The sequence below is a fragment of the Aeromonas sp. DNP9 genome (assembly GCF_001728955.1).
Classification (GTDB): Bacteria; Pseudomonadota; Gammaproteobacteria; order Enterobacterales; family Aeromonadaceae; genus Aeromonas; species Aeromonas veronii.
In genome coordinates this window covers 23,441-45,093 of record NZ_LYSQ01000032.1, presented here as the reverse complement: position 1 = coordinate 45,093, position 21,653 = coordinate 23,441, and the positions used below count along the sequence as shown (strand labels likewise).

Sequence of the window (21,653 nt, the reverse complement as noted above, 5' to 3'; positions counted from 1 at the left end):
CTCAGACCGAGCCCTCCCCACTCTTGATAGGAGTTGAACCATGACCCTTCCCATCGCTCTCATTACTGGTGCCAGCCGCGGCCTCGGTAAGCACTCGGCACTGGCCCTCGCAGCCAAAGGCGTCGACCTCATTCTCACTTACCGCAGTCAGGCTGAAGAGGCGGCAGCCGTGGTGGCACAAGCCAATGCACTCGGCGTAAAGGCTCATGCCCTACCGCTCGATGTGGCCGACTGTGCCTCCTTTGCAGCCTTCGCCGTTGAAGTACATCAACTGTTGCAACGGGAGTGGCAACGCGAACAGTTCGATTTTCTGGTCAACAATGCCGGGATCGGCATCCACGCCAGCTTTGATCAGACCACTGAGGAGCAGTTCGATACCCTTGTGAACATTCAGCTTAAGGGTACTTTCTTTGTAACCCAGCAGCTGTTACCTCTGATCCGCGATGGTGGCCGGATCATCAATATTTCAACCGGCCTAACCCGTTTTGCCCTACCGGGCTACGCCGCTTACGCGGCCATGAAGGGAGGAGTAGAAGTGCTGACCCGCTATCTGGCCAAGGAGCTTGGTCCACGGAGGATCGCCGTCAACGTGGTGGCCCCTGGTGCTATCGAGACCGATTTTGGCGGCGGTGTAGTGCGGGACAATCAGGCAGTCAACGACTTCATTGCCAGCCAAACAGCACTTGGACGAGTCGGCCAGCCCGATGACATCGGCGGGGTGATTGCAGCCCTGCTCTCGGATGACAATCGTTGGATCAATGCCCAGCGCATTGAAGCTTCGGGAGGAATGTTCCTCTAGCATCCCACGGCCAGTGCAGGTCAAAACATGCCATGCAAAAGGCCCTGACAGGAGCCAGGGCCTTTTCGTATGACAAGCCAAGGAGATATGTTAAAGCACCTTGCCGCCTGAAGTGATGACCGCCTGATACCAGTGGAAACTCGCCTTCTTGATCCGGCGAAGGGAGCCCCCCTGCTCGTCACGATCCACATAGACGAAGCCGTAGCGCTTCTGATAGCCATTGAGCCAGCTCAGGATGTCGGTGAACGACCAGGCGCAGTAGCCAAGCAACTCCACCCCATCCTGCATCGCCTCCTGGCACGCCTTGACGTGGCTGCGCAGGTAATCGATGCGATACTCATCGTTCACCTTGTCGCCCGCTTCCAGCTTGTCGAACTCGCCAAGACCGTTCTCGGTGATCATCAGCGGCAGACCATAGCGGGAAGAGAGGCGACGCAGGGCGATACGCATCCCGGTCGGGTCGATGGCCCAGTCCCAGTTGCTGGTCTCAAGGTGCGGATTGGGCGCCGTCTTGTAGAGGCCGGGGATGCCGCTCGATGGCGTAGTCCCCTTCTTGCCGGTGGTGTTGATCCGCTGCAGGGTCTGACCGCCCAAGGGGTTATCGGTGTAGGTCAGGGTGTAGTAGTAGTTGACGCCGATGTAGTCGGGCGTCCCCTCGCGCAGCAACTCCATATCGCCCGGCAGGATCTCCGGCGCCTCGCCGTTTTCTCGCAAGTAAGCGAGCGCCGCCTGCGGATAGCGGCCAAAGCAGTAGGCATCCAGCCACCAGAGGTTGTTGAACTCCTCGGCGTTCTCATAGGCCAGCATATCTTTCGGATCGCACGACGCTGGATAGGCAGGGGAGTAGGCAAAGCTCGGACCAATCAAGCCATTTGGCACATGCTGGCGAAACGCCTTGATCACTCGGGCATTGGCCAGAAACGCGATGTGGTTGGCGGCAAAGAAGCGCTTGCGATCCTGCACTGCGGGCGGATGGGTGCCGAGCTGATAGGCATTGGTCAGGTTGTAGTTCTGCTCGTTAAGCGACACCCAGTACTTCACCTTGCCGGCAAAGCGCTGATAGAGGGTCACGCAGTAGCGCTCGAAATCCTCGATGATACGTCGATCTTCCCAACCACCGTATTCATCTTGTAGCGCCTGCGGCAGATCCCAGTGATAGAGGGTCAGTACCGGCTCGATCTTGTGGGTCAAGAGGGTGTCAATCAGCTTCTCGTAAAAAGCCAGACCCGCCTCGTTCACCTCCCCCCGCCCGGTGGGATAAATGCGCGGCCAGCTCACCGAGAAGCGGTAAGCCTTGAGCCCCATCTCGGCCATCAGCGCGACGTCCTCCTCCATGCGGTGGTAGTGATCCACCGCCACATCGCCGTTGCTCCCCTCAAAGGTCTTGCCCGGCAACTTGGTGAAGAGATCCCACACCGAGGGCCCCTTGCCATCGGCATTCCAGCCCCCCTCCACCTGATAGGCGGCGGAGGCGGCGCCCCACAGAAAATCGCTCGGGAAGTCGTTGAACTTGTGGTGATGCATCTGGTGTTGCTCCTTCTGCGCTGATGGTGTCAGCCATCTCTGATAACTCGGCGCCCCCGTGCCGGGGCATCCGAAATGAATTGGCATAAGCATCCATCACTTCTAAAATTCCGTCCAATGACAAATTTGACCACTCAACATTCCCAACAGGAATGAAAGGAGCCCTGATGGAGCTACGGGATCTGAAAGCTTTCGTCACTCTGGGGGAAGTGCTGCACTTCGGCCAAGCAGCGGTACGTCAGCATGTTACCCAGTCGGCCCTGAGCAAACAGATCAGGCGGCTTGAGGAGGAGCTGGGCGGCGAGCTGTTCGAGCGCAACGCCAATACCACTCGCCTCACCGGACTGGGCAGGGCGCTGTATGAGGATGCCCGCGCTGTGGTCATCCAGAGCGAGCAGCTCTCGCGCACCGCCCGCGACGTGCTGGCGGGCAATGTCGGCACCCTGCGCATCGGCTTTGGCGTGGCAACCAAAATCCTGGTGCCCGCCGCCATTGCCCGTTTTCGCGCCGAGCGACCACAGGTGACCATAGAGCTCAACGATCTCTCCACCCACCACCAGTTGCTGGCTCTGAGCGAGGGCAAGTTGGACCTCGGTTTTTGCCGCCTGCCCGCCCCCAAGGGATGGCACGCCCTGCCAGTGGTCGAAGCCCACTTTGTCGCCGTGCTGCCCGCCAGCTACCGCGATGTGAGGGAGTTGGCGGATCTGGTGGACAAGCCGCTGGCGATCCTGTGTCGGGACAAGGCGCCGTCGTTTTACGATCACCTGATGAACTATCTGGCCCAGAGCGGGCTGCGTTTTCGCGATATCCAGTACGTCAACGACTTCGCCGCAGGCGTCGCCACCGCGGCGGCAGAGATCGCCTGGACCCTGGTCCCCTCCTCCACCACCATAGAGCACCCGGATGTACTCACCCTCCCCCTTAGAGATGGGGAAGCCTGCTGGACCATTGGCCTTATCCATCCGCCCCACAGCAAGGGGCCCTTGATCGACGCCTTCTGGGCAACCATCGCCGATATGACGCCAAAATAGACACGCCGTTGGCAAACAGCAGATGGCGGCCGCGCATCAACGATAGCGTTCGACGATACGCGCCAACTCGCCGCTTTGCCGCAGATGTTGCAGGGCTCGGTTGAACCCGGTTATCCGGGTATTGAAGCGGGAGTGCTTGCCGATGCAGAGATTGAACGGGGTAGAGGCAAGCTGCAGCGGCACCTCGACCACCTGCCCGGACAATCCCAGCTGGTTGAGTTTGAAACGTGCCACCAGTGGGTCGGTCACCATCAGATCCCCCCGCCCCGCCGCCAGCATTTTGAAAACGTTATCAACATTGATGGTGTGATGAACGGTGAAGCCCGCTAGGTTCTCCTTGCCCCAGCCGTTACCGAAATAGTCGAGAAAGGTAAGCGATTTGAAGTCGCTCAAGCGGCTGGCTCGCTGAAACTCCGCCATGTGGGGATGGGCGCGCTGGGTAAAAATGGTTAGCACTGTGGTGGTAACCGGCTCTTCCACAATCAGGGTATAGCTGCGCCGCTCCCGGGTAGCGATGGTGACAAAACCATCGGCCTGCGCCATCCGCACCATTTTTTGCGCCCGTTGCCACGGATAACCTTCATGGCGCACCCGCAGCCCCATGTGCGCTGCCACCCGCTCCATCACGTCGATCATCAGCCCGCGCATCTTGCCCTGTTCGTCACGCCACGAATATGGGGCAAAGTCGTCAAAGTAGACCAGCTTCAACTCGGCCGCTGGCGCCGCCCAGACACTCTGCCACATCAGCAATCCCCACAAGATTGCGCTCCCCAGACTGACTCTCATGGCCGCGACTCCATCCACTTCTGCCACCTCTGAGCCTAGTGCAAAGCGGGCTGCGGCAAAGTTCAGGATCCAGTGGAAAAAGTGGCCAACGAAAAAAGAGAGAGGAAGCAGTGGCTTCCCCTCTCTTGTTCGTTTGTCAGCACGCCACCTTACCGATGGCGGTCACGGCTTGCCGGTTACGCCAGCTCGGCACGCAGTGCCTTGGTGGCATCGACCATCACCTTGAGAGCGGCCTCCGTCTCTTCCCAGCCGCGGGTCTTGAGGCCGCAATCCGGGTTGACCCAGAGCCGCTCGGCCGGGATCTGTTTGGCGGCCTTGCGCAGCAACCCCTCAATCCAGCTCTGGCTCGGCACGTTCGGCGAGTGGATGTCGTAGACGCCCGGGCCAATCTCGTTGGGGTAGTTGAAGCGTTCGAACGCTTCGAGCAGCTGCATCTGGCTGCGGCTGGTCTCGATGGTGATCACGTCCGCATCCAGCGCTGCCACCGCCTCGATGATGAGGTTGAAGTCGCTGTAACACATGTGGGTGTGGATCTGGGTGCTGTCCGCCACCGGGCTTGCGCTCAGACGGAAGGCCCGCACCGCCCAGTCGAGATAAGCCTGATGATCCTGCTTGCGCAGGGGCAAGCCTTCGCGGATCGCCGGTTCGTCGATCTGTATGATCTTGATGCCAGCGGCTTCCAGATCTGCCACTTCGTCACGAATGGCCAGCCCGATTTGCAGTGCGGACTGCTCGCGGCTCACATCTTCCCGCGGGAAGGACCAGCAGAGGATGGTCACGGGGCCGGTCAGCATGCCCTTGACCGGCTTGTCGGTCAGGCTCTGGGCAAATCGGGTCCATTCGAGCGTCATGGGGGTCGGGCGGTCGATATCGCGGGTGATCACCGGCGGCTTGACGCAGCGTGAGCCATAGCTCTGTACCCAACCGAAGCGGGTGATGGCAAAGCCATCCAGCAGCTCACCAAAATACTCCACCATGTCGTTGCGCTCGGCCTCACCATGAACCAGCACGTCCAGGCCGATGGCCTCCTGACGCGCGATGGCATCGCGGATCTCGGCCTTAATGCCCGCCTCGTAGGCGCTGTCATCAATGCGACCGGCGCGCCAATCCTGCCGCAATACCCGGATCTGCGAGGTCTGCGGGAAGGAGCCGATGGTGGTGGTGGGCAGCAGCGGCAGCTTGAGATCCGAGCGCTGCAGCTCGGCCCTGACCGGATAGGGGCTGTGGCGATCAAAATCGCCGTTGGTGAGGCTGGCGAGCCGTGACTGCACCGCCTTCTTGTGCACCCGGCTGTCAGACTCCCGATCGACGATGGGCTGGCTGTAGGCGGTGATTTTGTCGAGCTCGCCCCCATCCAGATACTCTCTGAGCAGTCCCAACTCGAAGCATTTTTGCAGGGCAAAGGCGAACCAGCTGCGGGTCTGGGGATCCAGCTCCTGCTCCAGGGTCAAATCCACCGGGCTATGCAGCAATGAGCAGGATGAGGCCACCCAGAGCCGCTCGCCGAGTTTGGCTTTCAGTGCCTTCAGAGTCGGCGCCAGCTTGGCCAAATTGGCACGCCAGACGTTGCGGCCGTTGATCACCCCGGCGGAGATGACCCACTGGGCGGGCAGATGCGGCACCAGGGTCTCCAGTTGCTCGGGGGCGGCCACCAGATCCAGATGCAGGCCATCCACCTTGAGGCTGGTGATGATGTCGCGCTGATGAGCCACCGAGCCGAAATAGGTGGTGAGCAGCAGCTTGCAGGGGCCCGCGAGGCGCTCGTAAGCGTTGAGATAGGCCAGCCTCCACTCGTCCGGCAAGTCCAGCGTCAGCGCAGGTTCATCGATCTGTACCCACTCCACCCCTTGGGCGGCCAACTTGGCCAGGATCTCCTGATAGACGATGAGCAGGCGATCGAGCAGTTCAAGGCGGGAGAAGCCGCTCTCTTTCTCCTTGCCGAGCCACAGATAAGAGACTGGTCCCAGCAGCACCGCCTTGACCGGCAGCCCCAGTGCTTTAGCCTCTTCCACCTCGTCAAACAGCTGGCTCCAGCCCAGTTTGAAACGCTGATCACGGCTGAACTCCGGCACCAGATAGTGATAGTTGGTGTTGAACCATTTGGTCATCTCGGCGGCCGCCGCCACAGGGCCGGTCGGCGCACGGCCGCGGGCCACCCGGAACAGGGTGTCGAGATCGGTCTCGCCATGACGGTGGCGGGCAGGCACCGCGTCCACCAGCAAACTGGTGCCGAGCACCTGATCGTACCAGGCGAAGTCGCCCACCGGCAGCAGATTGACCCCGGCGCCGTGCTGGGCCTGCCAGTGGCGCTCACGCAGCGTCTTGCCCACGGCAACAAGTTCGGCCTGAGTGGTCTCGCCACGCCAGTAGGATTCGAGGGCAAATTTCAGCTCGCGCTTGGCGCCGATACGGGGGAAGCCCAGGGTGTGTGCTCGTGTCATAGGTTCATTTCCTTATGCTCATTCATCTGATGGGAAACTGGATGATTTAGCCATCCAGATGTTTACACATCCAAAATGACAAGATAAGGTGACGCTGGCTATTGAATCCTCTTCAAGTGGCTCTCAAATAATCCTCAACTGACCGCCAATCAGGTTCACCGCGAGGATACAGAGGCCGATGTTTACAGGTGCAAGAGGTGCCGGAGTCAAGAAGCGCAGCAGGCCACCGCCGACCGTAACCTCAGCGCCATACGCAATCTCACAAGGAGCCATCTTATGGCAGTGCCAAGCAATGCAGGGATAGAGATCAAACACTTGAAAACATTGACCGCGCTGGCCGAGCAGGGCTCGCTGGCCGGTGCGGCGCTGACCCTCAACCTTACCCAGTCCGCCCTCTCCCACCAGCTCAAAGAGCTGGAGACCCGCCTCAATCTGGAGCTCTACCTGCGCAAAAGCCGCCCGCTGGTGCTGACCGCAGCGGGCAGCCAGCTGCTCGCCCTCGCCCGTCAGGTGTTGCCCGCCCTGGCCCAGACCGAGAAACAGTTGCAGGCCTTGCAGAGCGGCGATGCGGGCAGGCTGCATCTGGCGCTTGATTGCCACAGCTGCATCCAGTGGCTACTGCCGCTGTTGCCGGAATTTCGCCGCCAGTGGCCGGGAGTGGATCTGGAAGTGGAGTCGGTGCTGGGCTTTGATGCCATCAATGCCCTGCTCGGCGGCCAGCTCGACCTGCTGCTCACCTCGGATGTGCAGGCGCGCGGCGATCTCCACTTCGAGCCACTGTTTGCCTTCGATCTGACTCTGGTGATGGCGCCGGATCACCCCCTCTGCCACCAGAGCCGCATCGAGCCGGGCGATCTGGGGCCAGAGGTACTGTTGGTCTACCCGGTGGAGCGAAGTCGCATGGATATCTTCAGCCGCTTTTTGCAACCCGCCGGGGTGGAGCCCGCCCGCTGCAAGCCGGTGGACAACACTTCTGTGATGCTGCAGATGGCCGCCGCCGGCCTCGGGGTCGCAGCCCTGCCGCGCTGGGCCAGCGACGAATTTGTCAGACAGGGGATGCTCTGCGCCCGCCCCCTCGGCAGCGGTATTCGTCGCCATATGTACGGCGCGGTGCGGGCCGCCGATCGGGATCAAGCCTGTCTGCAGAGCCTGTTCGAGCGCATTCGCCGCAAGATGGAGGGATAGCCCTCCTCAGCGTGGCTGACCGACCTCTGCCAGCAGTGCAGGCAACTGCACCTTGATAAAGTCGATGAGGGCCCTGACCGCCGGTGACAGACCGCGCCGCGCGGGATAGAGCATCACCAGCTTGCCATCTTTGGGACGCCACTCTGGCAGCAGTTGTTGCAGCCGCCCATCCGCCAGCTCATTCACGCAGGCGTAAAGTGGCAAGCCCACCATTCCTAGCCCCGCCAGCGCCGCCAGTTTGAGGGTTTGCACATTGTCGCTGCGCAGCAGCACATTGACTGCCACCTCCTCACTCTCCCCGCTATCGTGCCGCAGCCGCAACAGATCGGCCTGACGCTCCTGCGAGCTGAAGAGCAGGGCATCCTCTCCTTCCAGCTGGCGTGGATGCGCCAGCGCATTGTGGCGGGAGAGCCACGCCGGGGTCGCCAGCACGCCCCACTGCACCGTACAGAGCGGCACCTGCACCAGACTGGAGGGGGGCTGCTCGAAGGCCACCCCGCGGATCACCACATCCAGCCCCTCCTCCAGCAGATCCACCTGCCGATTGCTGGCTTGCACGGCGAGCCTCACCTTGGGGTATTGCGCCATAAAAGCGGGCAGCAAACGGGCAAGCAGCGCATCGGCCATGGTAATGGGCACGCTGATGCGCACCAGACCGCTCGGCTCCTGCTGCCGTTGCCGCACAGCCGCCTCTCCCGCCTGCGCCTCAGCCAGCATCGCCTGACAGTGGCGATAGAGCACCTCACCGGCATCGGTCAGGCTGAGTTGGCGCGAGGTACGTTGCAGCAGCCGGGTATCCAGCCGCTCCTCCAGCAGCCGGATCCGGCGCGAGATCCGCGACTTGGGCACGCCAAGCGCCCGCGCGGCGGCAGTGAATCCCTGTCGCTGCACCACATGGGTGAAGAGATAGAGATCATTCAAATCAAGTTCCAGTGGTGTCATCGGGCAGCCTTGGTCAGGGTGAGGTGCATTCACATCGTTCCACCAATAGAACGATAAGAACCCATTTCACCAGATTGTCGCCATTTTTGCAGCCATCATAATGGCCCTGTCCCCATCAGACGGTTGCTGCGCGGGCAATCCGCCCCACCAGCAAGGGCCGTTTGACTGTTCCAATATCACAAGGAGTTCACCATGAAACTGCGACAAATCTGCTCTGCCACCCTGCTCGGTCTGGCGACCCTGACCGCCACGCTGGCCACCACAGTGACACCGGCCATGGCCGCCGAGGCTACCAGCCATCCGACCGTATCACCCAACCGCTATCTGGAGATGCTCTCCCGAGACAATGCGGTACTGCTGCTGGTCGACCATCAGGTCGGCTTGCTGAGCGGCGTGCGCGACACCACGGTGGGCGAGCTCAAGCACAACGTGGTGGCGCTGGCCAACGCCGCCCGCGCCCTCGGCGTGCCGGTGATCGTGACCGCTACCATGCCCGATGGCATGTGGGGCCCTACCATGCCCGAACTGACCAGTGCCCTGCCGGATGTAAAGGTGATTAACCGCACCGTCATCAACGCCTGGGACGATCCCGCCGTGCGCGCCGCCATTGAGAAGACCGGCCGCAAACAGCTGATCATCGCCGGGGTTTCCCTCGAGATCTGCGCCAGCTTCCCGGCCCTCTCTGCCAAGGCTGCCGGCTATGATGCCCGGGTGGTGCTCGATGCTTCCGGCACCTTCAACGAAGCCAAGCGCACCACTGGGCTGCAACGCTTGCTGGGGGCCGGTATCCCGGTCACCGACTACGCCTCCGCCGCGGTCGAGATGCTGCGCAGTAACGTCGACCCCAAGGCACACAATGTCTACAGCGCCCTCGACATGCCTTTCGCCACCCTGGTGTGGCAGATGCAAGAGGGTGCCAAGAAGTCGTAACTCGCCCCGCCTTCGGTCAGATGACCGAAGGCTTCTTTTGTCTTCAAGAGGTTATATCGATGACCAGACGCCTGACTCTCTCCGCCCCCGTCAAGGGCCAACCGCTGCGCATTGGCAGCGGCTTTGAAGCACATCATTTTGGCGAACATTTTTTCAACGGTCTGATAGACCCCGTGGTGATGGTGGATCACTTCCAGATGACCGCCCCCACCTTCGAGCCCCACCCCCATGCCGGGATCTCTGCCGTCACCTATCTGTTCGAGGATTCGACGAGCCCCCACGTCAACTACGACTCCCTCGGCAATCAGGGCCCCATCGAACCGGGAGCGCTCCACTGGCTGGCGGCCGGGCGCGGGGCCGTGCATACCGAGCAGCCGGAGGGGGCATCGCCCTATGTCCACGCCCTGCAGATCTTCGTCAACCTGCCTGCCCGTCAGAAGATGGCGTCGCCTTTTGCCGTCCACGCAGCCGCTGCCACCATCCCCGAATTTCATGGCGAAGGGGTGCGAGTACGGGTGGTCGCAGGCCACAGCAACGGGATAACGGCGCCACACTCGGGAGCACTGCCCCAACCCTTTACCCTGCTCGATGGCAATAGCGAGCCAGGTAGCCACTTTACCCATCTGCTGGCGGCAAGCTGGAATGCGATGATCTATCCCCTGACCGGGTCGCTGACTTTGCAGTCTGAGGGAGAGCGGCACCTCATCCCGGCAGGTCACGGGATGGGAGCCAGCCTCCCTGCCGATGGCGGCGAGGCGGTGGCTCTGCAGCTTGAGGCCACCGAGCCCTGCCACTTCGTGCTGCTCTCAGGCCAGGCGCTCAATGAACCCCTGGTTAAACATGGCCCCTTCGTGATGAACAGCCACGACGCCATTGCAGATCGGCTGCATGCCTATCAGCGCGGCGAATTTGGTCAGCTCAACGATGAGTGGCTGCGCAACGGCCAATATCGGCCATGAGCACGCTCATTAGCCACCAGCCACAAAGCACGCGCTGGCCTCTGGTCTTCCTCGCCATTTTTGCCGGTGCCAGCGGCGCCCTCTGCCTTGGCAAAGTGCCCGCCGTACTCGGCATACTGCGCAACGAGCTGGGGCTGACACTGGTCGAAGCCAGCTATCTCGCCTCGGCTTTCAATACGCTGGCGATCCTCTTCAGCCTCTTTCTCGGCCTGTTGCTGACCCGCTGGAGTGGGCGGCAAACCGGGGTTGTCGGGCTTTTGGTTATCGTCACAGGCGGTGCGTTGGCGCTGCCCGCCACCGGGCTGGCCATGATGCTGCTGTCGCGCATTGTCGAGGGGATTGGCTTTTTGCTGGTCTCGGTGGCCATGCCCGCCTTTATCGTGGCGGTGACCCGGGAGGAGGATAAGCGACTGGCCTTGAGCCTGTGGGCGGTCAACCTGCCCCTTGGTGCGGCGGCCGGCATGCTGCTCACCCCCTGGCTCACGGTGCAAGGTGGCTGGCGACTGGCCTGGCTGATCCTGATGGCTCTGCAACTCTCGGCCCTGCTGCTTCTGCTGGCCAGTCGTTCGGCAGACAAGTTGCGGGTCGGGGCCCCCCAAAACTCGATCAACTCGGGCCACCCGCTGCGCCAACTCACGGTGCTCCGGCAGAAGGCACTCTGGCGCTACGGGTTGGCGTTCACGCTCTACAGCCTGATGCTATGGGCGCTCTTTGTCTGGCTGCCGACCATGTTGCAAGGCACTCCCGGGATTGGCCAAAGCCAGATCGCCCTGCTCTCGGCGCTGGCGGTGGTCGCCAATATTCCCGGCAACCTGATGGGGGCATGGCTGCTGCGCCGGAGCGTGGCGCGAGATCGGCTCATCAGCTGGGCACTGAGCCTGATGGCGCTGTGCGGCATGCTCGCCTTCTGGCCCGGCCTGTCGCCGTGGTGGGCCTATGGATTGTGCCTCGTCCTCTCCCTTTCGGGTGGCATGGCGCCGCCGGCGATCCTATCGTCTGCGCAGGGGGTGAGTCAGGGGCCGGTGCAACTGGCCATCGTGCAGGGCTTTTTTGTCCAGCTCGCCAACCTCGGTCAGCTGCTTGGCCCCCTGTTGCTGGCGGCCCTGATGACGGACAGCGGCCATTGGGGAAGCGCTCGCTGGCTCTTTCTGGGCGGCTTGCTGCTGGTCGCGCTGCTCTATGCCGCGAGCCACCTGCCGGACTCAAGCATGACTGCAAAACAGGCTCGATCGCATTCGCGGCAAGATGGAAGATGACGAATAGAGAGGGAAACATCACAGTTATCGCAGGGAATGCTGGCCGGACAAGAGGCAGTTCAGTATGTTAACTGTTTAATCTTGCTTAACGGTAGCCACCATGTCTCAAGTCGATCTCAATCTCTTTCGCGTCCTCGATGCGGTGATCCGCTATGGTGGTGTCACCACGGCCGCCGAGATGATGGAGATGACCCCCTCGGCCATCAGTCAGGCCATCAGCCGCCTGACCACCCTGGTGGGTGAGCCGCTGTTTGTCCGCCAGGGACGCGGCATCACCCCCACGGCGCGAGCGCTCAGTCTGCACCACGAGATCATGGTGCCGCTGCACGACATGGAGCGCAGCCTGCAGCGTACCGATCTCTTTGATCCCCAGACCAGTCGGCGCACCTTTCGCATCGCGGGGGTGCCCGATATCGATATCTTCTTCCTGCCGGAGCTCAACAACCTGCTGCAGACCCAAGCCCCCAACTCTCAGCTGGAGTGGAACACCCAGGTGCAGGACGAAGCCCTGCGCCAGAACAGCCTCTATCTGCACAGCGTGGATCTGGTGCTGGCCACCAAGCCGATGGCGGAGCAGGGGATCGAAAACGAGCAGATCATGTCCCAGGCCCTACGCATCGCCTGCCGCAAGGATCACCCCAGGATCCGCCAAGCCCCCGACATGGCCACCTTCTTCAACGAAAAGCACGTGGTATTGCAAACCAGGCGGCTCGACAGCTTGCTGCTCAACACCCTGACCAAGGCGCCGCTGCCGCCGCGCCAGATTGCCTACGAGAGCGACTCCCTGCTCACCGCCCTTCATCTAGTGAGTCGTACCGACTGGCTCTGCGTCGCCAGCCAGTGGCATATGGAGAAGCTGGGGCAGGCGCTGGATCTGGCCAGCTATCCCCTCCCCTGGCTCTCGGAGGATTGCCCCGTCTACATGAGTTGGCACAAGAGCTCCGGTCAGGATACCGGGCTTAATTGGCTCAAAGATCAGGTGCGGGCCGTCAGTTCGTTTTAAGTATGCTTAACAGTCAAGCATGCCCATCTCCTCATCCGGGCTATCGCTCTTCTCGACAAACCGCCTTATGGATAATCCCCCTTCAGGATAATCGGGCGCCTTTTCTCAACCATTAAGGCGCAGCTCATGACGACATCGTCGTGCCGAAGTAGCTGCGCAGCGCCTCCACCACCCGTCGCACCTTCTCCGGGATCTCCCGCTGCGGCGTGATGGCGTGGATCTCCATCGGCGCCACCCGAAAACCGGGCAGCAGTTCGAGCAGACGCCCCTGCGCCAGATCCTCGCCAATTTCTCCCTCCGGTTGCAGCGAGATCCCCTGCCCCGCCAGCGCAAACTGGCGCAGGGGCAACACGTTATTGCAGAGCACCTTGGCCTTGAACCTCACCCTGTGCTCGCCCCCCTTTTCATCCTGCAGCAGCAAACCGTTGCCCAGCATGTCGCCGCAGAGCCAGTCGTGGGTGGCCAGATCGTCGGGCGTGCGCGGCGTCCCCTTGCGCGCCAGATAGGCGGGGGCGGCGCAGAGCAGCATCCGGGTTTGCCCCAGTTTACGGGCCACCAGGGTCGAGTCGGGCAAGGTGCCGACCCGCAGTGCCACGTCGATCCGCTCGGCAATCAGATCCCGCTTCTCGTCGTCGGCGATGATCTGGATGGTGAGGCCGGGGTGGGCCTGCAGCAGCGGCGAGAGGGCCAGCGCCAGCGGCTGGCCCGCCATCCCCACCGGGGCAGTGATCCGCACTTCCCCGAGCAGGGCGTCGCGCACCTCCGAGAGGCGCAGCTCGGTCTCGCTCAGAGTCTGCTGCAACGCCCGGCACCCTTGCCACACCACCTCTCCCGCCTCGGTCAGACTGAGACGACGGGTGGAGCGATGGAGCAGGGGCAGTCCGAGCAGGCTCTCCAGCTGACTGATATGCTGACTGACGGCGGAGGGGGTCATGCCAAGGGATTTGGCCGCCCCTGTCATGCTGCCCGCTTCCACCACGGCGGCGAAGATGGCGTAACGTCTGATCAGTTCCATTATTAAATCCAGCTTATAAGTGAATACATTTTTGAGGTGATTATTAAATCATAAATGGTGGCGTAGGATAGCCCCATTCCAACAGTGAAGGAGAGTTCCCCATGAAGATTGCCCTGATCGGTGCCAGCGGTTTTGTCGGTTCAGCCATCCTGAACGAGGCCATCAGCCGCGGCCATCACGTCACCGCCATCGTCCGCGATGTCAGCAAGGTGGCCGCCCATCCGCAGGTCACCGCCGTGGCGGTGGATGCCCAAAACCCGCAGGCATTGGCCGAGGTGCTCAAGGGGCACGATCGGGTGATCAGCGCCTACAACCCGGGCTGGACCACACCGGATATCTACGACCAGTACCTCAAGGGCGCCAACGCGATCGTCGCTGCAGCCAAAGCGGCCAACAGCTGGCTGCTGGTAGTAGGTGGCGCTGGCAGTCTGGAGGTTGCCCCCGGCGTGCAACTGGTGGATACCCCGGAGTTCCCGGCTGAGTGGAAACAGGGGGCACTGGCGGCCCGCGACGGTCTCACCGCCCTGCGTCGTGAAACTACCCTCGACTGGCGCTTTGTCTCTCCCCCGGTGTTCCTCGAACCGGGCAAGAAGCGCGGCGGCTATCGGATTGGTGGCGATCAGGTGCTCTTTAGCGGCGAACAGCCTGCCGGGATCACCGCCGGTGATCTGGCCGATGGCGTGCTGAACGAGGTGGAAAAACCGGCTCACCAGCGCCAGCGCTTTACCCTGGGTTACTGAAAGCACGTAGGTTGTTCAGGCCAGACATGCACGGTCATTCGCCTGCACTTCCGGTCAGGTGAACACCCGCGCAAGCAGAAGGGAGGCATCCGCCTCCCTTCTGTTTTGGTCATTTTTACCGCGGGCAGCTTGCCTCTGGTTATCACTCTCCTTCCCATCATTTCCCATTCCGCCCTTAATGGCTGCGCAAAAAACAGCCACCCCATTACACACCGAATTCCATTTCGAATTTTGTGTATAACTAAGAATAATTTGTTGTTTCCTTCTTATAACACCGAACAGTAGCATCCCCTTCATTCCAGATGGCGCCACACCGCTGCGCATACCGCCACACTGTCACGCCATCCCGTTTGCCGCTTATCAGGTCTGCCAACAGCGGAGGCAGTGCAAGAGATGGCGCCAGAGATAACGAAAGAGTGAGGAGGTGCACATGGAACATTCACCACTGCCGATCATCGATCTGGCTGCCCTCAACGGGGCACCCGACCTGCGTCGCCCTATGTTGGCCAGGCTGGCCGCAGCCGCCCGCGATGTGGGCTTTTTCTATCTGGTCGGCCACGGCTTGAGCAAGGTTGAGATGCTAGAGATTCTGGCGCTGGCAGAGCGCTTCTTTGCTCTGCCGGAGCAGGAGAAGCTGGCGGTGCAGATGGTCAACAGCCCCCACTTTCGCGGCTACAACCGGGTCGGTGCCGAGCTGACCCGAGCGCGGCCGGATCTGCGGGAGCAGTTCGATATCATGAATGAGGCGCAAGCCCTGCCTGCGGCCCTGATCCGTGAACCATGGCATCGGCTGATCGGCCCCAACCAGTGGCCAACCGCCCTGCCAGAGATGAAAGCCCATCTGCTGGCGTGGCAGGAGCGGCTGAGCGATATCACCCTCACCCTGCTCGCAGCCTTCGCCGAGGTGCTGGAGCAACCGGCCAACGTGTTTGACGACAGTATTCGCGGCGCCCCCTACCAACACATGAAGCTGATTCATTACCCGGGGCAAAAGGCGGGCGGCAGCAGTCAGGGGGTCGGCGCCCACAAGGATCCCGGCTACCTGACGCTGGTGATGCAGGACAATCATTCGGGGCTTGAGGTCGAGACGGCCAACGGCTGGATCTCCGCGCCGCCCCTGCCGGGAGCGCTGGTGGTCAATATCGGCGAGCTGCTGGAACTGGCCTCCAACGGCTATCTCAAGGCGACCCTGCATCGAGGGGTAAGCCCGCCGCCTGGCGTCTCGCGTCTCTCCTGCGCCTTCTTTATGGCGGCGCGGCTTGATGCCACCGCGCCACTGCTCAGCCTCTCCCCCGCGCTGGCAGCGCAGGCGCAAGGGCCGGAGAGTGACCCGACCAACCCGCTCTTTAATCAGGTGGGGGAGAACGTGCTCAAGGGGCGGCTGCGCTCCCACCCAGATGTGGCGGTGCGTCACTATGAGCCGGTGGAACCCGCTCGCCTCCCTCGCACTGAAAGCGAAGCGATAACGGCCTAAGCAGCGTAAAGATCCCTAGGCGGGTATATGCATAAGCCATAAGCCGCATGCACATACCCGCGCTGACAAAAACAACATGTAACGAACAACAAAACAAGTCATGGCCAGAGCCTGGCCATCACGGAGCAACACGATGAAATTCAAGACCATGAGCGTACACAGCGGCCAGAGGATCGACCCCCAGACCGGCGCCCTCACCACCCCGCTCTACCAGAGCAGCACCTTCAGCTACTTCAACGCCCAGGCGGGCAAGGAGCGTTTCGCGGGTCAAGCCCCCGGCTTTATCTACAGCCGCTTTGGCAACCCCACCACCGCCGAGCTGGAGCAGAAACTGGCAGCCCTCGAAGGGGCCGACGAGGCACTGGTGGTGGCGAGCGGCATGGCGGCGGTGAGCGCCATCATGTATGCGTTGGCCGACAGCGGCGATGAGGTGGCCTATATCGGCCCGCTCTACGGCGGCACCGATGCCTTCCTCAAGCAAACCTTCAGCCGAGCCGGCATCAAGGTCACCGCCTACGAGAGTGACCGGGATCTGCTGGCCAATATCCGCCCCGCCACCAAGGTGGTACTGTTCGAAACCCTGACCAACCCCACCCTCAAGGTGGTGGATCCGCGACTGGTGGTGGAAGCGGCCCGCAAGGTGGGCGCCATCACGGTGTGTGACAACACCTTCCTTACCCCCTACCTGCTGCGCCCGCTGGAGCTCGGGGTCGATGTAGTGATGCACAGCGGCACCAAATATCTGGGCGGCCACGGCGACATCATCGCCGGGGTGGTGGCGGGCTCTCACGCCCTGATGAAATCGATCCGCACCGTGGCCCTCAAGCATATCGGCTCCCCCATAGGCCCGCAGGAGGCCTACCTGCTGCAGCGCGGGGTCAAAACCCTGCCGCTGCGGATGGATGCCCACCTGCACAATGCCCAGAAAGTGGCCGAGTTTCTGGCCGCCCATCCGGCGGTGAAGAAGGTGATCTACCCGGGCCTTGCCAACCATCCGGGCCACGATGCCCTAGGCGCCTTCGCCAGCGGCTTTGGCGGCATGGTGAGCATTGAGCTGGAGGGCGGGTTTGAGCGCTGCGCTACCCTGCTCGATAACCTGCAACTGTTCGTGCAGGCGGTGAGTCTGGGGGATCTCGAGAGTCTCGCTTGCCATCCGGCCAGTACCACCCACGCCGCCATGGACGAGGCGAGCCGCCTCGCCGCTGGAGTCAATGACGACCTCATCCGCTTCAGCATCGGGGTGGAAGATGCCGACGATCTGATCGCCGATCTGGCAGCCGCGCTGGCGCAGATCTAACCGGGCGCACTTTTACTCGCCGACAAAACAGCGGCGAGTGATATGCCTCAAACACAACAACGGCCCATCAAGGGCCGTTGTTGTTTGTCGCGCTATGGAAAAATGGGATTTACTCCTCCCACACCACCACTTGGGATGAGGGCCAGCGATCCCCGACCTGGGCGTACTTTTGCTCCAGCAGGTGACGCTTGATCTTCATGGTGGGGGTCAGCACGCCGTTCTCGATATTCCAGGGGGTCTTCACTACCAGAATGCCGCGAATTTTGGCATGAGATTCCAGCTGATCGTTGACCCGCACCCGCGCCGCTTCCAGTCTGGCGTTGACCTCCTCCCGATTGCCCTTCATGGCGCTCTCGGCCAGCTGCACCAGCGCAATGGGCTGCGGCATGCCGTAACCAATAACGCAGAGCTGTTCGATGATGGGCTCCTGCCCCAGCAGTCCCTCGATGGGCACCGGCGCCACATACTTGCCCTTGGCGGTCTTGAACACATCCTTCATCCGGCCGGTGATGGTGAGATAACCCTCCTTGTCCAGCTTGCCCATGTCGCCAGTGTGCAGCCACCCCTCGGCATCGATGGCCTCGGCGCTGTGCTCGGGATCCTTGTAGTAACCCAGCATCATCCCTTCGCAGCGGCAGAGGATCTCCCCCTCGTCGGAGATCTTGATGGTCACCCCGATCCCCGCCTTGCCGACGGTGCCGATCTTGTCGGCGCGGAACGGGTAGTTGATGGTGGAGTAGGCGTGGTTCTCGGTCATACCCCAGGCTTCAGTCACCTTGAGGCCTATGCTCAGATACCACTCAAGCAGCGCAGGGGAGACAGGCGCGGAGCCGCAGCCGAGTACCCGGGCCTGATCCAGCCCCAATCCCTTTTGCAGCTTGCGTTTGATAAGGCCGGAGATGAGCGGGATCTTGAGCAGCAACGCCAGTTTGTTCTGGGGCAGCTTCTCGTGGATCTTGATGCGGAACATGGCCCACAGTCGTGGCACCGAGATAAAGACGGTGGGACGGCAGCGTTTGACATCTTCGATAAAGGTGTCGAGGGATTCAGGGAACGCGATAGTAGCGCCGCCATAGAGGCTGCCGCCATAGATGTAGACTCGCTCGGTAATATGGGCCAGCGGCAGGTAGGAGAAGCCCCGATCGGCCTGGCTCAGGCTCACCGTCTCCACCAGCTTCTCGCACGACCAGGCGTAGCGCTCGACGCTCAGCATGGCCCCTTTCGGCTTGCCGGTGCTGCCGGAGGTGTAGACCAGACTCAGCAGGGAGTCAGGGGCCTGCACCGGGCTGTCAGGGATCGGCTCGTGCGCCTCCAGCAGATCGTCCCACTGGTGGCTGGCCGGCATGGTGTCATAGGGGAAGGCGATGCGCAGCAGATCGGCGGGTACCCCCGCCTCCTGACTTTTCCAGTCATCCAGCTTGCCGACGAAGATCGCCTTGGCCTCGCTGTGGCGCAGCACATATTCGATGGTGTCGACGTTGGCAGTCGGGTAGATGGGCACGCTCACATACTGCCCCATCTGCATCGCCAGATCGGCGATAAACCACTGGGCGCAGTTCTTGGAGAGCAGCGCCACCTTGTCACCGGCCACCAGACCGAGGTGACGCAAGGCCGTCACCATCCGCCGCGCTTCATCGGCCACTTCACCCCAGGTGAAATCGACATATTCGCGGTTGATGGTTTGACGCAGGTAGGTTCGATCAGGACACTGCCGCTCCCAGTGATAGAGCATCTCGAGCGGCAGTTTATTGGCAATGCGTGAGGAGGAGGCCATAGTTTAATCCCTGAAACAAAAGGCGAAACTTATTATTAACCTTTCACTAACTTCAGGGGAAGGATAAACTCAAACTTCAGTTTGAATTGTGTATCCGATCAAGCTTCTGCGTCTTGTTGCAAACGACTCCACATCGCCTGCACCAGTTTTTCATCCTCTTCAGAAAGCTCACCTTGCAAGATCGCCTCGTTGAGGCTGCGCAGCACATAGCTCTTGACGTCCCGCACCAGGGTCTTGCCTTCCAGCTCGGCCCGGGCAACGGCCAATGAGATATGACCTCGCAGGTAACCCCCCGCAAACAACTCATCGTCGGTCGCGGTGGCAACCATGCTGTCGATCAGTCCCAACAACTTGTGCTCAAAATCGTGAATCGTCATGTAACGCAGCCTCATTTGCGGCAAAAAATTCGGGGGTATGGAACCGCAATCCGGTTGATTGCAGCTCTCTGGCGCCAGGCCAGCAGCGTCCTTGGCGTCCTATTCCGGGTTGGCCACCGGGTAGATGACCTGATCCTTGTATCCCGTGGTTATTCGCAGATAACCACGCAACGCCCGGTTTAATTCGGGATCATCGGTATCCACCAGCAGCGGCCTGCCCGCAAGGGCGGCAAGCTTGGCTTTGGTTGCCAGCACCTGGATATTCTCCAGCCCGACACACCGAATCACCTCAGGACTCAATTGCTGATTTCCGCGCCCGAACAGATGTCCCTGTCCGCCTATCAGGGTAATGATCAGTCGGCAGCGACGGCCGCGGATCCGGGTCAGGATCTCGGCGGCGCTGAGATCCTGCCCGATAAGTCGGCCATTTTCCACCAGATCCACACCGAGCAAAGTATTTTCCAGACCAAGCTCAGCCATACAGGCTGCCACCGTGCTGCCGGAGCCCATCAGATAGAGGGTATCGGGCTCCATCTGCTCCACCACACCGGCGGCGAGATCCGCCAACACCAGCTCTTCGGACTCCTTTCCCCCCTGCTTGACCGCCTGTACGTAACGCAGATCGCCGGGCACCTTCAGCTGGCCGTAGTGGCGGGCCCGCACCTTGCCCGCGCGAAACGCCTCCTCGTCGATGTCGCGCACCTCGGCATCGATCAGGCTGAGCAGTTCCCCTGCGATCATCCGCGCCACTACCCGCCCGCTGGCGGCAGGCGTCACCCCGTAGACGCCGGAGTGGATCTTGCACCCCGCGGGAATGCCGAGCACATGGCAAGACTCCCCCACCGCGGCGCAGATATCCCGCGCCGTGCCATCGCCACCGGCAAACAGCAGCAGATCGACCCCGGCTTCGCGCATCAGCCCGGCGGCGTGGCGGGTATCGTCAGCCGAGGTGCTCTCCCCGGCCGGTTGATAGATGACCCGACAGGGTAGTCCCAGAGATCGGGCTACCGTCTCTCCCATCTCTCCCGCCACCGTCAGCAGTTCGAACGGGACATTCAGCTCGCACAGTGGCAACAGAGCTTGCCGCGCCCGCTCCTGCGCTTTGGGCACAGCGCCACGGGCCAGCGCCTCGGCCACCACACCGTCACTGCCCTTGAGCCCCACTGCGCCGCCAATCCCGGCGACCGGATTAATGATGAACCCTAATCGAAACATGCCTGCCTCCCTTGCGATGGCCACCATTTTTATCTTTTCCCCCCTCTGGGACAAGCAGTGGCGCCCCTGCTAGAATGCGCTGCTTCAATTTTCCAACCAATTTTCAACCAAGGTTCAATCATGCTGGAATGGGTTCTTGATCCCTCTGCCTGGGTCGCACTCGCCACCCTTACCCTGCTCGAGATCGTGCTGGGCATCGACAACATCATCTTTATCTCCATCCTGGTCGGTCGCCTGCCGGAGGCGCAGCGTCAAAAAGCGCGCATTCTGGGTCTGGGGCTCGCCATGGGTACCCGGATCCTGCTGCTGCTCTCGCTGGCCTGGGTGATGCGCCTCACCGATCCGCTCTTCACCGTGCTGGGTGAAGCCATCTCCGGCCGCGATCTGATCCTGCTGCTGGGGGGCCTGTTCCTCATCGGCAAGAGTGCCCACGAGATCCACGTCACCCTGGAAGGGGCGGCCGAGCCGGAAAGCGTCAGCAAAGCGGCCTCGGGCTTTATCAGCACCCTGATCCAGATCGCCATCCTCGATATCGTGTTCAGCCTCGACTCGGTGATCACCGCGGTCGGCATGGCCGATCACGTGCCGGTGATGGTGCTGGCCATCATGATCGCCGTCTTCATCATGATGTTTGCCGCCAAATCCATCGGTGATTTCGTCGATGCCCACCCCACCATCAAGATGCTGGCCCTCTCCTTCCTCACCCTGGTGGGTTTCGCCCTGATGGCCGAGGGGATGGACCTGCATATTCCGAAGGGCTACATCTACTTCGCCATGGCCTTCTCGCTGGTGGTGGAGATGATCAACATCCGCCTGCGCAGCCATCACGACAATAACGGGCAAAATAGCGCGCAGTAACCCTGCCCCACATGCCCCCGCGACCCCAGCTGTCGCGATCAAAAAGA

20 protein-coding genes are annotated in these 21,653 nt (G+C 61.6%); 11 read left to right on the top strand and 9 right to left on the bottom strand.

The window, feature by feature from the left end; translation table 11 throughout:
• The first annotated feature begins 40 nt into the window (after positions 1-40).
• Positions 41-799: an SDR family oxidoreductase gene (locus tag A9G06_RS19130; RefSeq protein WP_069556261.1), complete on the top strand. Its 759-nt coding sequence runs from the start codon at positions 41-43 to the stop codon at positions 797-799.
• Positions 800-889: 90 nt separating this feature from the next.
• Here A9G06_RS19130 and A9G06_RS19125 read toward each other — a convergent pair whose 3' ends face one another.
• Positions 890-2,323: a glycoside hydrolase family 1 protein gene (locus A9G06_RS19125; protein WP_069556260.1), complete on the bottom strand. Its 1,434-nt coding sequence runs from the start codon at positions 2,321-2,323 to the stop codon at positions 890-892.
• A gap of 167 nt (positions 2,324-2,490) precedes the next feature.
• Between A9G06_RS19125 and A9G06_RS19120 the strand changes: the two genes are divergently transcribed.
• Positions 2,491-3,354, top strand: coding sequence for a LysR family transcriptional regulator (locus tag A9G06_RS19120; RefSeq protein WP_069556259.1), 864 nt, complete (start codon positions 2,491-2,493; stop codon positions 3,352-3,354).
• A gap of 36 nt (positions 3,355-3,390) precedes the next feature.
• Here the strand turns inward: A9G06_RS19120 and A9G06_RS19115 are convergent, their stop codons facing one another.
• The gene (locus A9G06_RS19115) at positions 3,391-4,140 is read right to left on the bottom strand and encodes an ABC transporter substrate-binding protein (protein ID WP_069556258.1); all 750 of its coding nucleotides are present in this window, start codon (positions 4,138-4,140) and stop codon (positions 3,391-3,393) included.
• Positions 4,141-4,316: 176 nt separating this feature from the next.
• The gene (gene metE, locus A9G06_RS19110) at positions 4,317-6,581 is read right to left on the bottom strand and encodes a 5-methyltetrahydropteroyltriglutamate--homocysteine S-methyltransferase (RefSeq protein WP_069556257.1); all 2,265 of its coding nucleotides are present in this window, start codon (positions 6,579-6,581) and stop codon (positions 4,317-4,319) included.
• Positions 6,582-6,857: 276 nt separating this feature from the next.
• Here metE and A9G06_RS19105 point away from each other — a divergent pair, with 276 nt between their 5' ends.
• Entirely contained in the window at positions 6,858-7,766 is a 909-nt protein-coding gene (locus A9G06_RS19105) for a LysR substrate-binding domain-containing protein (protein ID WP_069556256.1), read from the top strand.
• Between the two features lie 6 nt (positions 7,767-7,772).
• Here A9G06_RS19105 and A9G06_RS19100 read toward each other — a convergent pair whose 3' ends face one another.
• Positions 7,773-8,708 carry a LysR substrate-binding domain-containing protein gene (locus tag A9G06_RS19100; RefSeq protein ID WP_069556255.1) on the bottom strand — a complete coding sequence of 312 codons (936 nt, stop codon included), beginning with the start codon at positions 8,706-8,708 and terminating at the stop codon, positions 7,773-7,775.
• 192 nt (positions 8,709-8,900) lie between these two features.
• Between A9G06_RS19100 and A9G06_RS19095 the strand changes: the two genes are divergently transcribed.
• The 4 genes from A9G06_RS19095 (at position 8,901) to A9G06_RS19080 (ending at position 12,856) form a co-directional block, all read left to right on the top strand.
• Positions 8,901-9,638, top strand: coding sequence for an isochorismatase family protein (locus tag A9G06_RS19095; RefSeq protein ID WP_069556254.1), 738 nt, complete (start codon positions 8,901-8,903; stop codon positions 9,636-9,638).
• A gap of 59 nt (positions 9,639-9,697) precedes the next feature.
• On the top strand, positions 9,698-10,597 hold the full coding sequence (locus tag A9G06_RS19090; protein WP_069556253.1) for a pirin-like C-terminal cupin domain-containing protein: 900 nt from the start codon (positions 9,698-9,700) through the stop codon (positions 10,595-10,597).
• Positions 10,594-11,853: a CynX/NimT family MFS transporter gene (locus tag A9G06_RS19085; protein ID WP_069556252.1), complete on the top strand. Its 1,260-nt coding sequence runs from the start codon at positions 10,594-10,596 to the stop codon at positions 11,851-11,853. The genes A9G06_RS19090 and A9G06_RS19085 overlap by 4 nt, the downstream gene beginning before the upstream one ends.
• A gap of 100 nt (positions 11,854-11,953) precedes the next feature.
• Entirely contained in the window at positions 11,954-12,856 is a 903-nt protein-coding gene (locus A9G06_RS19080; protein WP_069556251.1) for a LysR family transcriptional regulator, read from the top strand.
• A 124-nt stretch (positions 12,857-12,980) separates the two neighbouring features.
• On the opposite strand, the gene A9G06_RS19075 is transcribed toward A9G06_RS19080, so the two are convergent.
• Positions 12,981-13,871: a LysR family transcriptional regulator gene (locus tag A9G06_RS19075; RefSeq protein ID WP_069556250.1), complete on the bottom strand. Its 891-nt coding sequence runs from the start codon at positions 13,869-13,871 to the stop codon at positions 12,981-12,983.
• A gap of 101 nt (positions 13,872-13,972) precedes the next feature.
• Here A9G06_RS19075 and A9G06_RS19070 point away from each other — a divergent pair, with 101 nt between their 5' ends.
• Positions 13,973-14,611, top strand: a complete 639-nt coding sequence (locus tag A9G06_RS19070) for an NAD(P)-dependent oxidoreductase (RefSeq protein ID WP_069556249.1) — start codon at positions 13,973-13,975, stop codon at positions 14,609-14,611.
• A gap of 54 nt (positions 14,612-14,665) precedes the next feature.
• Here A9G06_RS19070 and A9G06_RS19065 read toward each other — a convergent pair whose 3' ends face one another.
• Positions 14,666-14,899, bottom strand: a complete 234-nt coding sequence (locus tag A9G06_RS19065) for a hypothetical protein (RefSeq protein ID WP_069556248.1) — start codon at positions 14,897-14,899, stop codon at positions 14,666-14,668.
• A 142-nt stretch (positions 14,900-15,041) separates the two neighbouring features.
• Here A9G06_RS19065 and A9G06_RS19060 point away from each other — a divergent pair, with 142 nt between their 5' ends.
• Positions 15,042-16,085 (top strand): 2-oxoglutarate and iron-dependent oxygenase domain-containing protein, encoded by a 1,044-nt coding sequence (locus tag A9G06_RS19060; RefSeq protein ID WP_069556247.1) that lies wholly within the window; start codon positions 15,042-15,044, stop codon positions 16,083-16,085.
• Between the two features lie 133 nt (positions 16,086-16,218).
• Positions 16,219-17,382, top strand: a complete 1,164-nt coding sequence (locus A9G06_RS19055) for a PLP-dependent aspartate aminotransferase family protein (protein ID WP_042052882.1) — start codon at positions 16,219-16,221, stop codon at positions 17,380-17,382.
• 109 nt (positions 17,383-17,491) lie between these two features.
• Here A9G06_RS19055 and A9G06_RS19050 read toward each other — a convergent pair whose 3' ends face one another.
• The 3 genes from A9G06_RS19050 to A9G06_RS19040 all read right to left on the bottom strand — a co-directional run bounded on the left by A9G06_RS19050 (position 17,492) and on the right by A9G06_RS19040 (position 20,748).
• Complete coding sequence (locus A9G06_RS19050) at positions 17,492-19,156, bottom strand: AMP-binding protein (protein WP_005333638.1); 1,665 nt, start codon at positions 19,154-19,156, stop codon at positions 17,492-17,494.
• A gap of 98 nt (positions 19,157-19,254) precedes the next feature.
• The gene (locus A9G06_RS19045; RefSeq protein ID WP_005333639.1) at positions 19,255-19,533 is read right to left on the bottom strand and encodes a YfcL family protein; all 279 of its coding nucleotides are present in this window, start codon (positions 19,531-19,533) and stop codon (positions 19,255-19,257) included.
• 99 nt (positions 19,534-19,632) lie between these two features.
• Positions 19,633-20,748 (bottom strand): ATP-NAD kinase family protein, encoded by a 1,116-nt coding sequence (locus A9G06_RS19040; protein WP_069556246.1) that lies wholly within the window; start codon positions 20,746-20,748, stop codon positions 19,633-19,635.
• Positions 20,749-20,868: 120 nt separating this feature from the next.
• Between A9G06_RS19040 and A9G06_RS19035 the strand changes: the two genes are divergently transcribed.
• Positions 20,869-21,606 (top strand): TerC family protein, encoded by a 738-nt coding sequence (locus A9G06_RS19035; protein ID WP_005352619.1) that lies wholly within the window; start codon positions 20,869-20,871, stop codon positions 21,604-21,606.
• Positions 21,607-21,653 lie beyond the last annotated feature (47 nt).

What these genes read in the sequence shown, in the direction of transcription:
- A9G06_RS19130 (WP_069556261.1), top strand. Translation starts at nt 41, where the DNA reads ATGACCCTTCCCATCGCTCTCATTACTGGTGCCAGCCGCGGCCTCGGT.
- A9G06_RS19125 (WP_069556260.1), bottom strand. Translation starts at nt 2,323, where the DNA reads ATGCATCACCACAAGTTCAACGACTTCCCGAGCGATTTTCTGTGGGGC.
- A9G06_RS19120 (WP_069556259.1), top strand. Translation starts at nt 2,491, where the DNA reads ATGGAGCTACGGGATCTGAAAGCTTTCGTCACTCTGGGGGAAGTGCTG.
- A9G06_RS19115 (WP_069556258.1), bottom strand. Translation starts at nt 4,140, where the DNA reads ATGAGAGTCAGTCTGGGGAGCGCAATCTTGTGGGGATTGCTGATGTGG.
- metE (WP_069556257.1), bottom strand. Translation starts at nt 6,581, where the DNA reads ATGACACGAGCACACACCCTGGGCTTCCCCCGTATCGGCGCCAAGCGC.
- A9G06_RS19105 (WP_069556256.1), top strand. Translation starts at nt 6,858, where the DNA reads ATGGCAGTGCCAAGCAATGCAGGGATAGAGATCAAACACTTGAAAACA.
- A9G06_RS19100 (WP_069556255.1), bottom strand. Translation starts at nt 8,708, where the DNA reads ATGACACCACTGGAACTTGATTTGAATGATCTCTATCTCTTCACCCAT.
- A9G06_RS19095 (WP_069556254.1), top strand. Translation starts at nt 8,901, where the DNA reads ATGAAACTGCGACAAATCTGCTCTGCCACCCTGCTCGGTCTGGCGACC.
- A9G06_RS19090 (WP_069556253.1), top strand. Translation starts at nt 9,698, where the DNA reads ATGACCAGACGCCTGACTCTCTCCGCCCCCGTCAAGGGCCAACCGCTG.
- A9G06_RS19085 (WP_069556252.1), top strand. Translation starts at nt 10,594, where the DNA reads ATGAGCACGCTCATTAGCCACCAGCCACAAAGCACGCGCTGGCCTCTG.
- A9G06_RS19080 (WP_069556251.1), top strand. Translation starts at nt 11,954, where the DNA reads ATGTCTCAAGTCGATCTCAATCTCTTTCGCGTCCTCGATGCGGTGATC.
- A9G06_RS19075 (WP_069556250.1), bottom strand. Translation starts at nt 13,871, where the DNA reads ATGGAACTGATCAGACGTTACGCCATCTTCGCCGCCGTGGTGGAAGCG.
- A9G06_RS19070 (WP_069556249.1), top strand. Translation starts at nt 13,973, where the DNA reads ATGAAGATTGCCCTGATCGGTGCCAGCGGTTTTGTCGGTTCAGCCATC.
- A9G06_RS19065 (WP_069556248.1), bottom strand. Translation starts at nt 14,899, where the DNA reads ATGCTACTGTTCGGTGTTATAAGAAGGAAACAACAAATTATTCTTAGT.
- A9G06_RS19060 (WP_069556247.1), top strand. Translation starts at nt 15,042, where the DNA reads ATGGAACATTCACCACTGCCGATCATCGATCTGGCTGCCCTCAACGGG.
- A9G06_RS19055 (WP_042052882.1), top strand. Translation starts at nt 16,219, where the DNA reads ATGAAATTCAAGACCATGAGCGTACACAGCGGCCAGAGGATCGACCCC.
- A9G06_RS19050 (WP_005333638.1), bottom strand. Translation starts at nt 19,156, where the DNA reads ATGGCCTCCTCCTCACGCATTGCCAATAAACTGCCGCTCGAGATGCTC.
- A9G06_RS19045 (WP_005333639.1), bottom strand. Translation starts at nt 19,533, where the DNA reads ATGACGATTCACGATTTTGAGCACAAGTTGTTGGGACTGATCGACAGC.
- A9G06_RS19040 (WP_069556246.1), bottom strand. Translation starts at nt 20,748, where the DNA reads ATGTTTCGATTAGGGTTCATCATTAATCCGGTCGCCGGGATTGGCGGC.
- A9G06_RS19035 (WP_005352619.1), top strand. Translation starts at nt 20,869, where the DNA reads ATGCTGGAATGGGTTCTTGATCCCTCTGCCTGGGTCGCACTCGCCACC.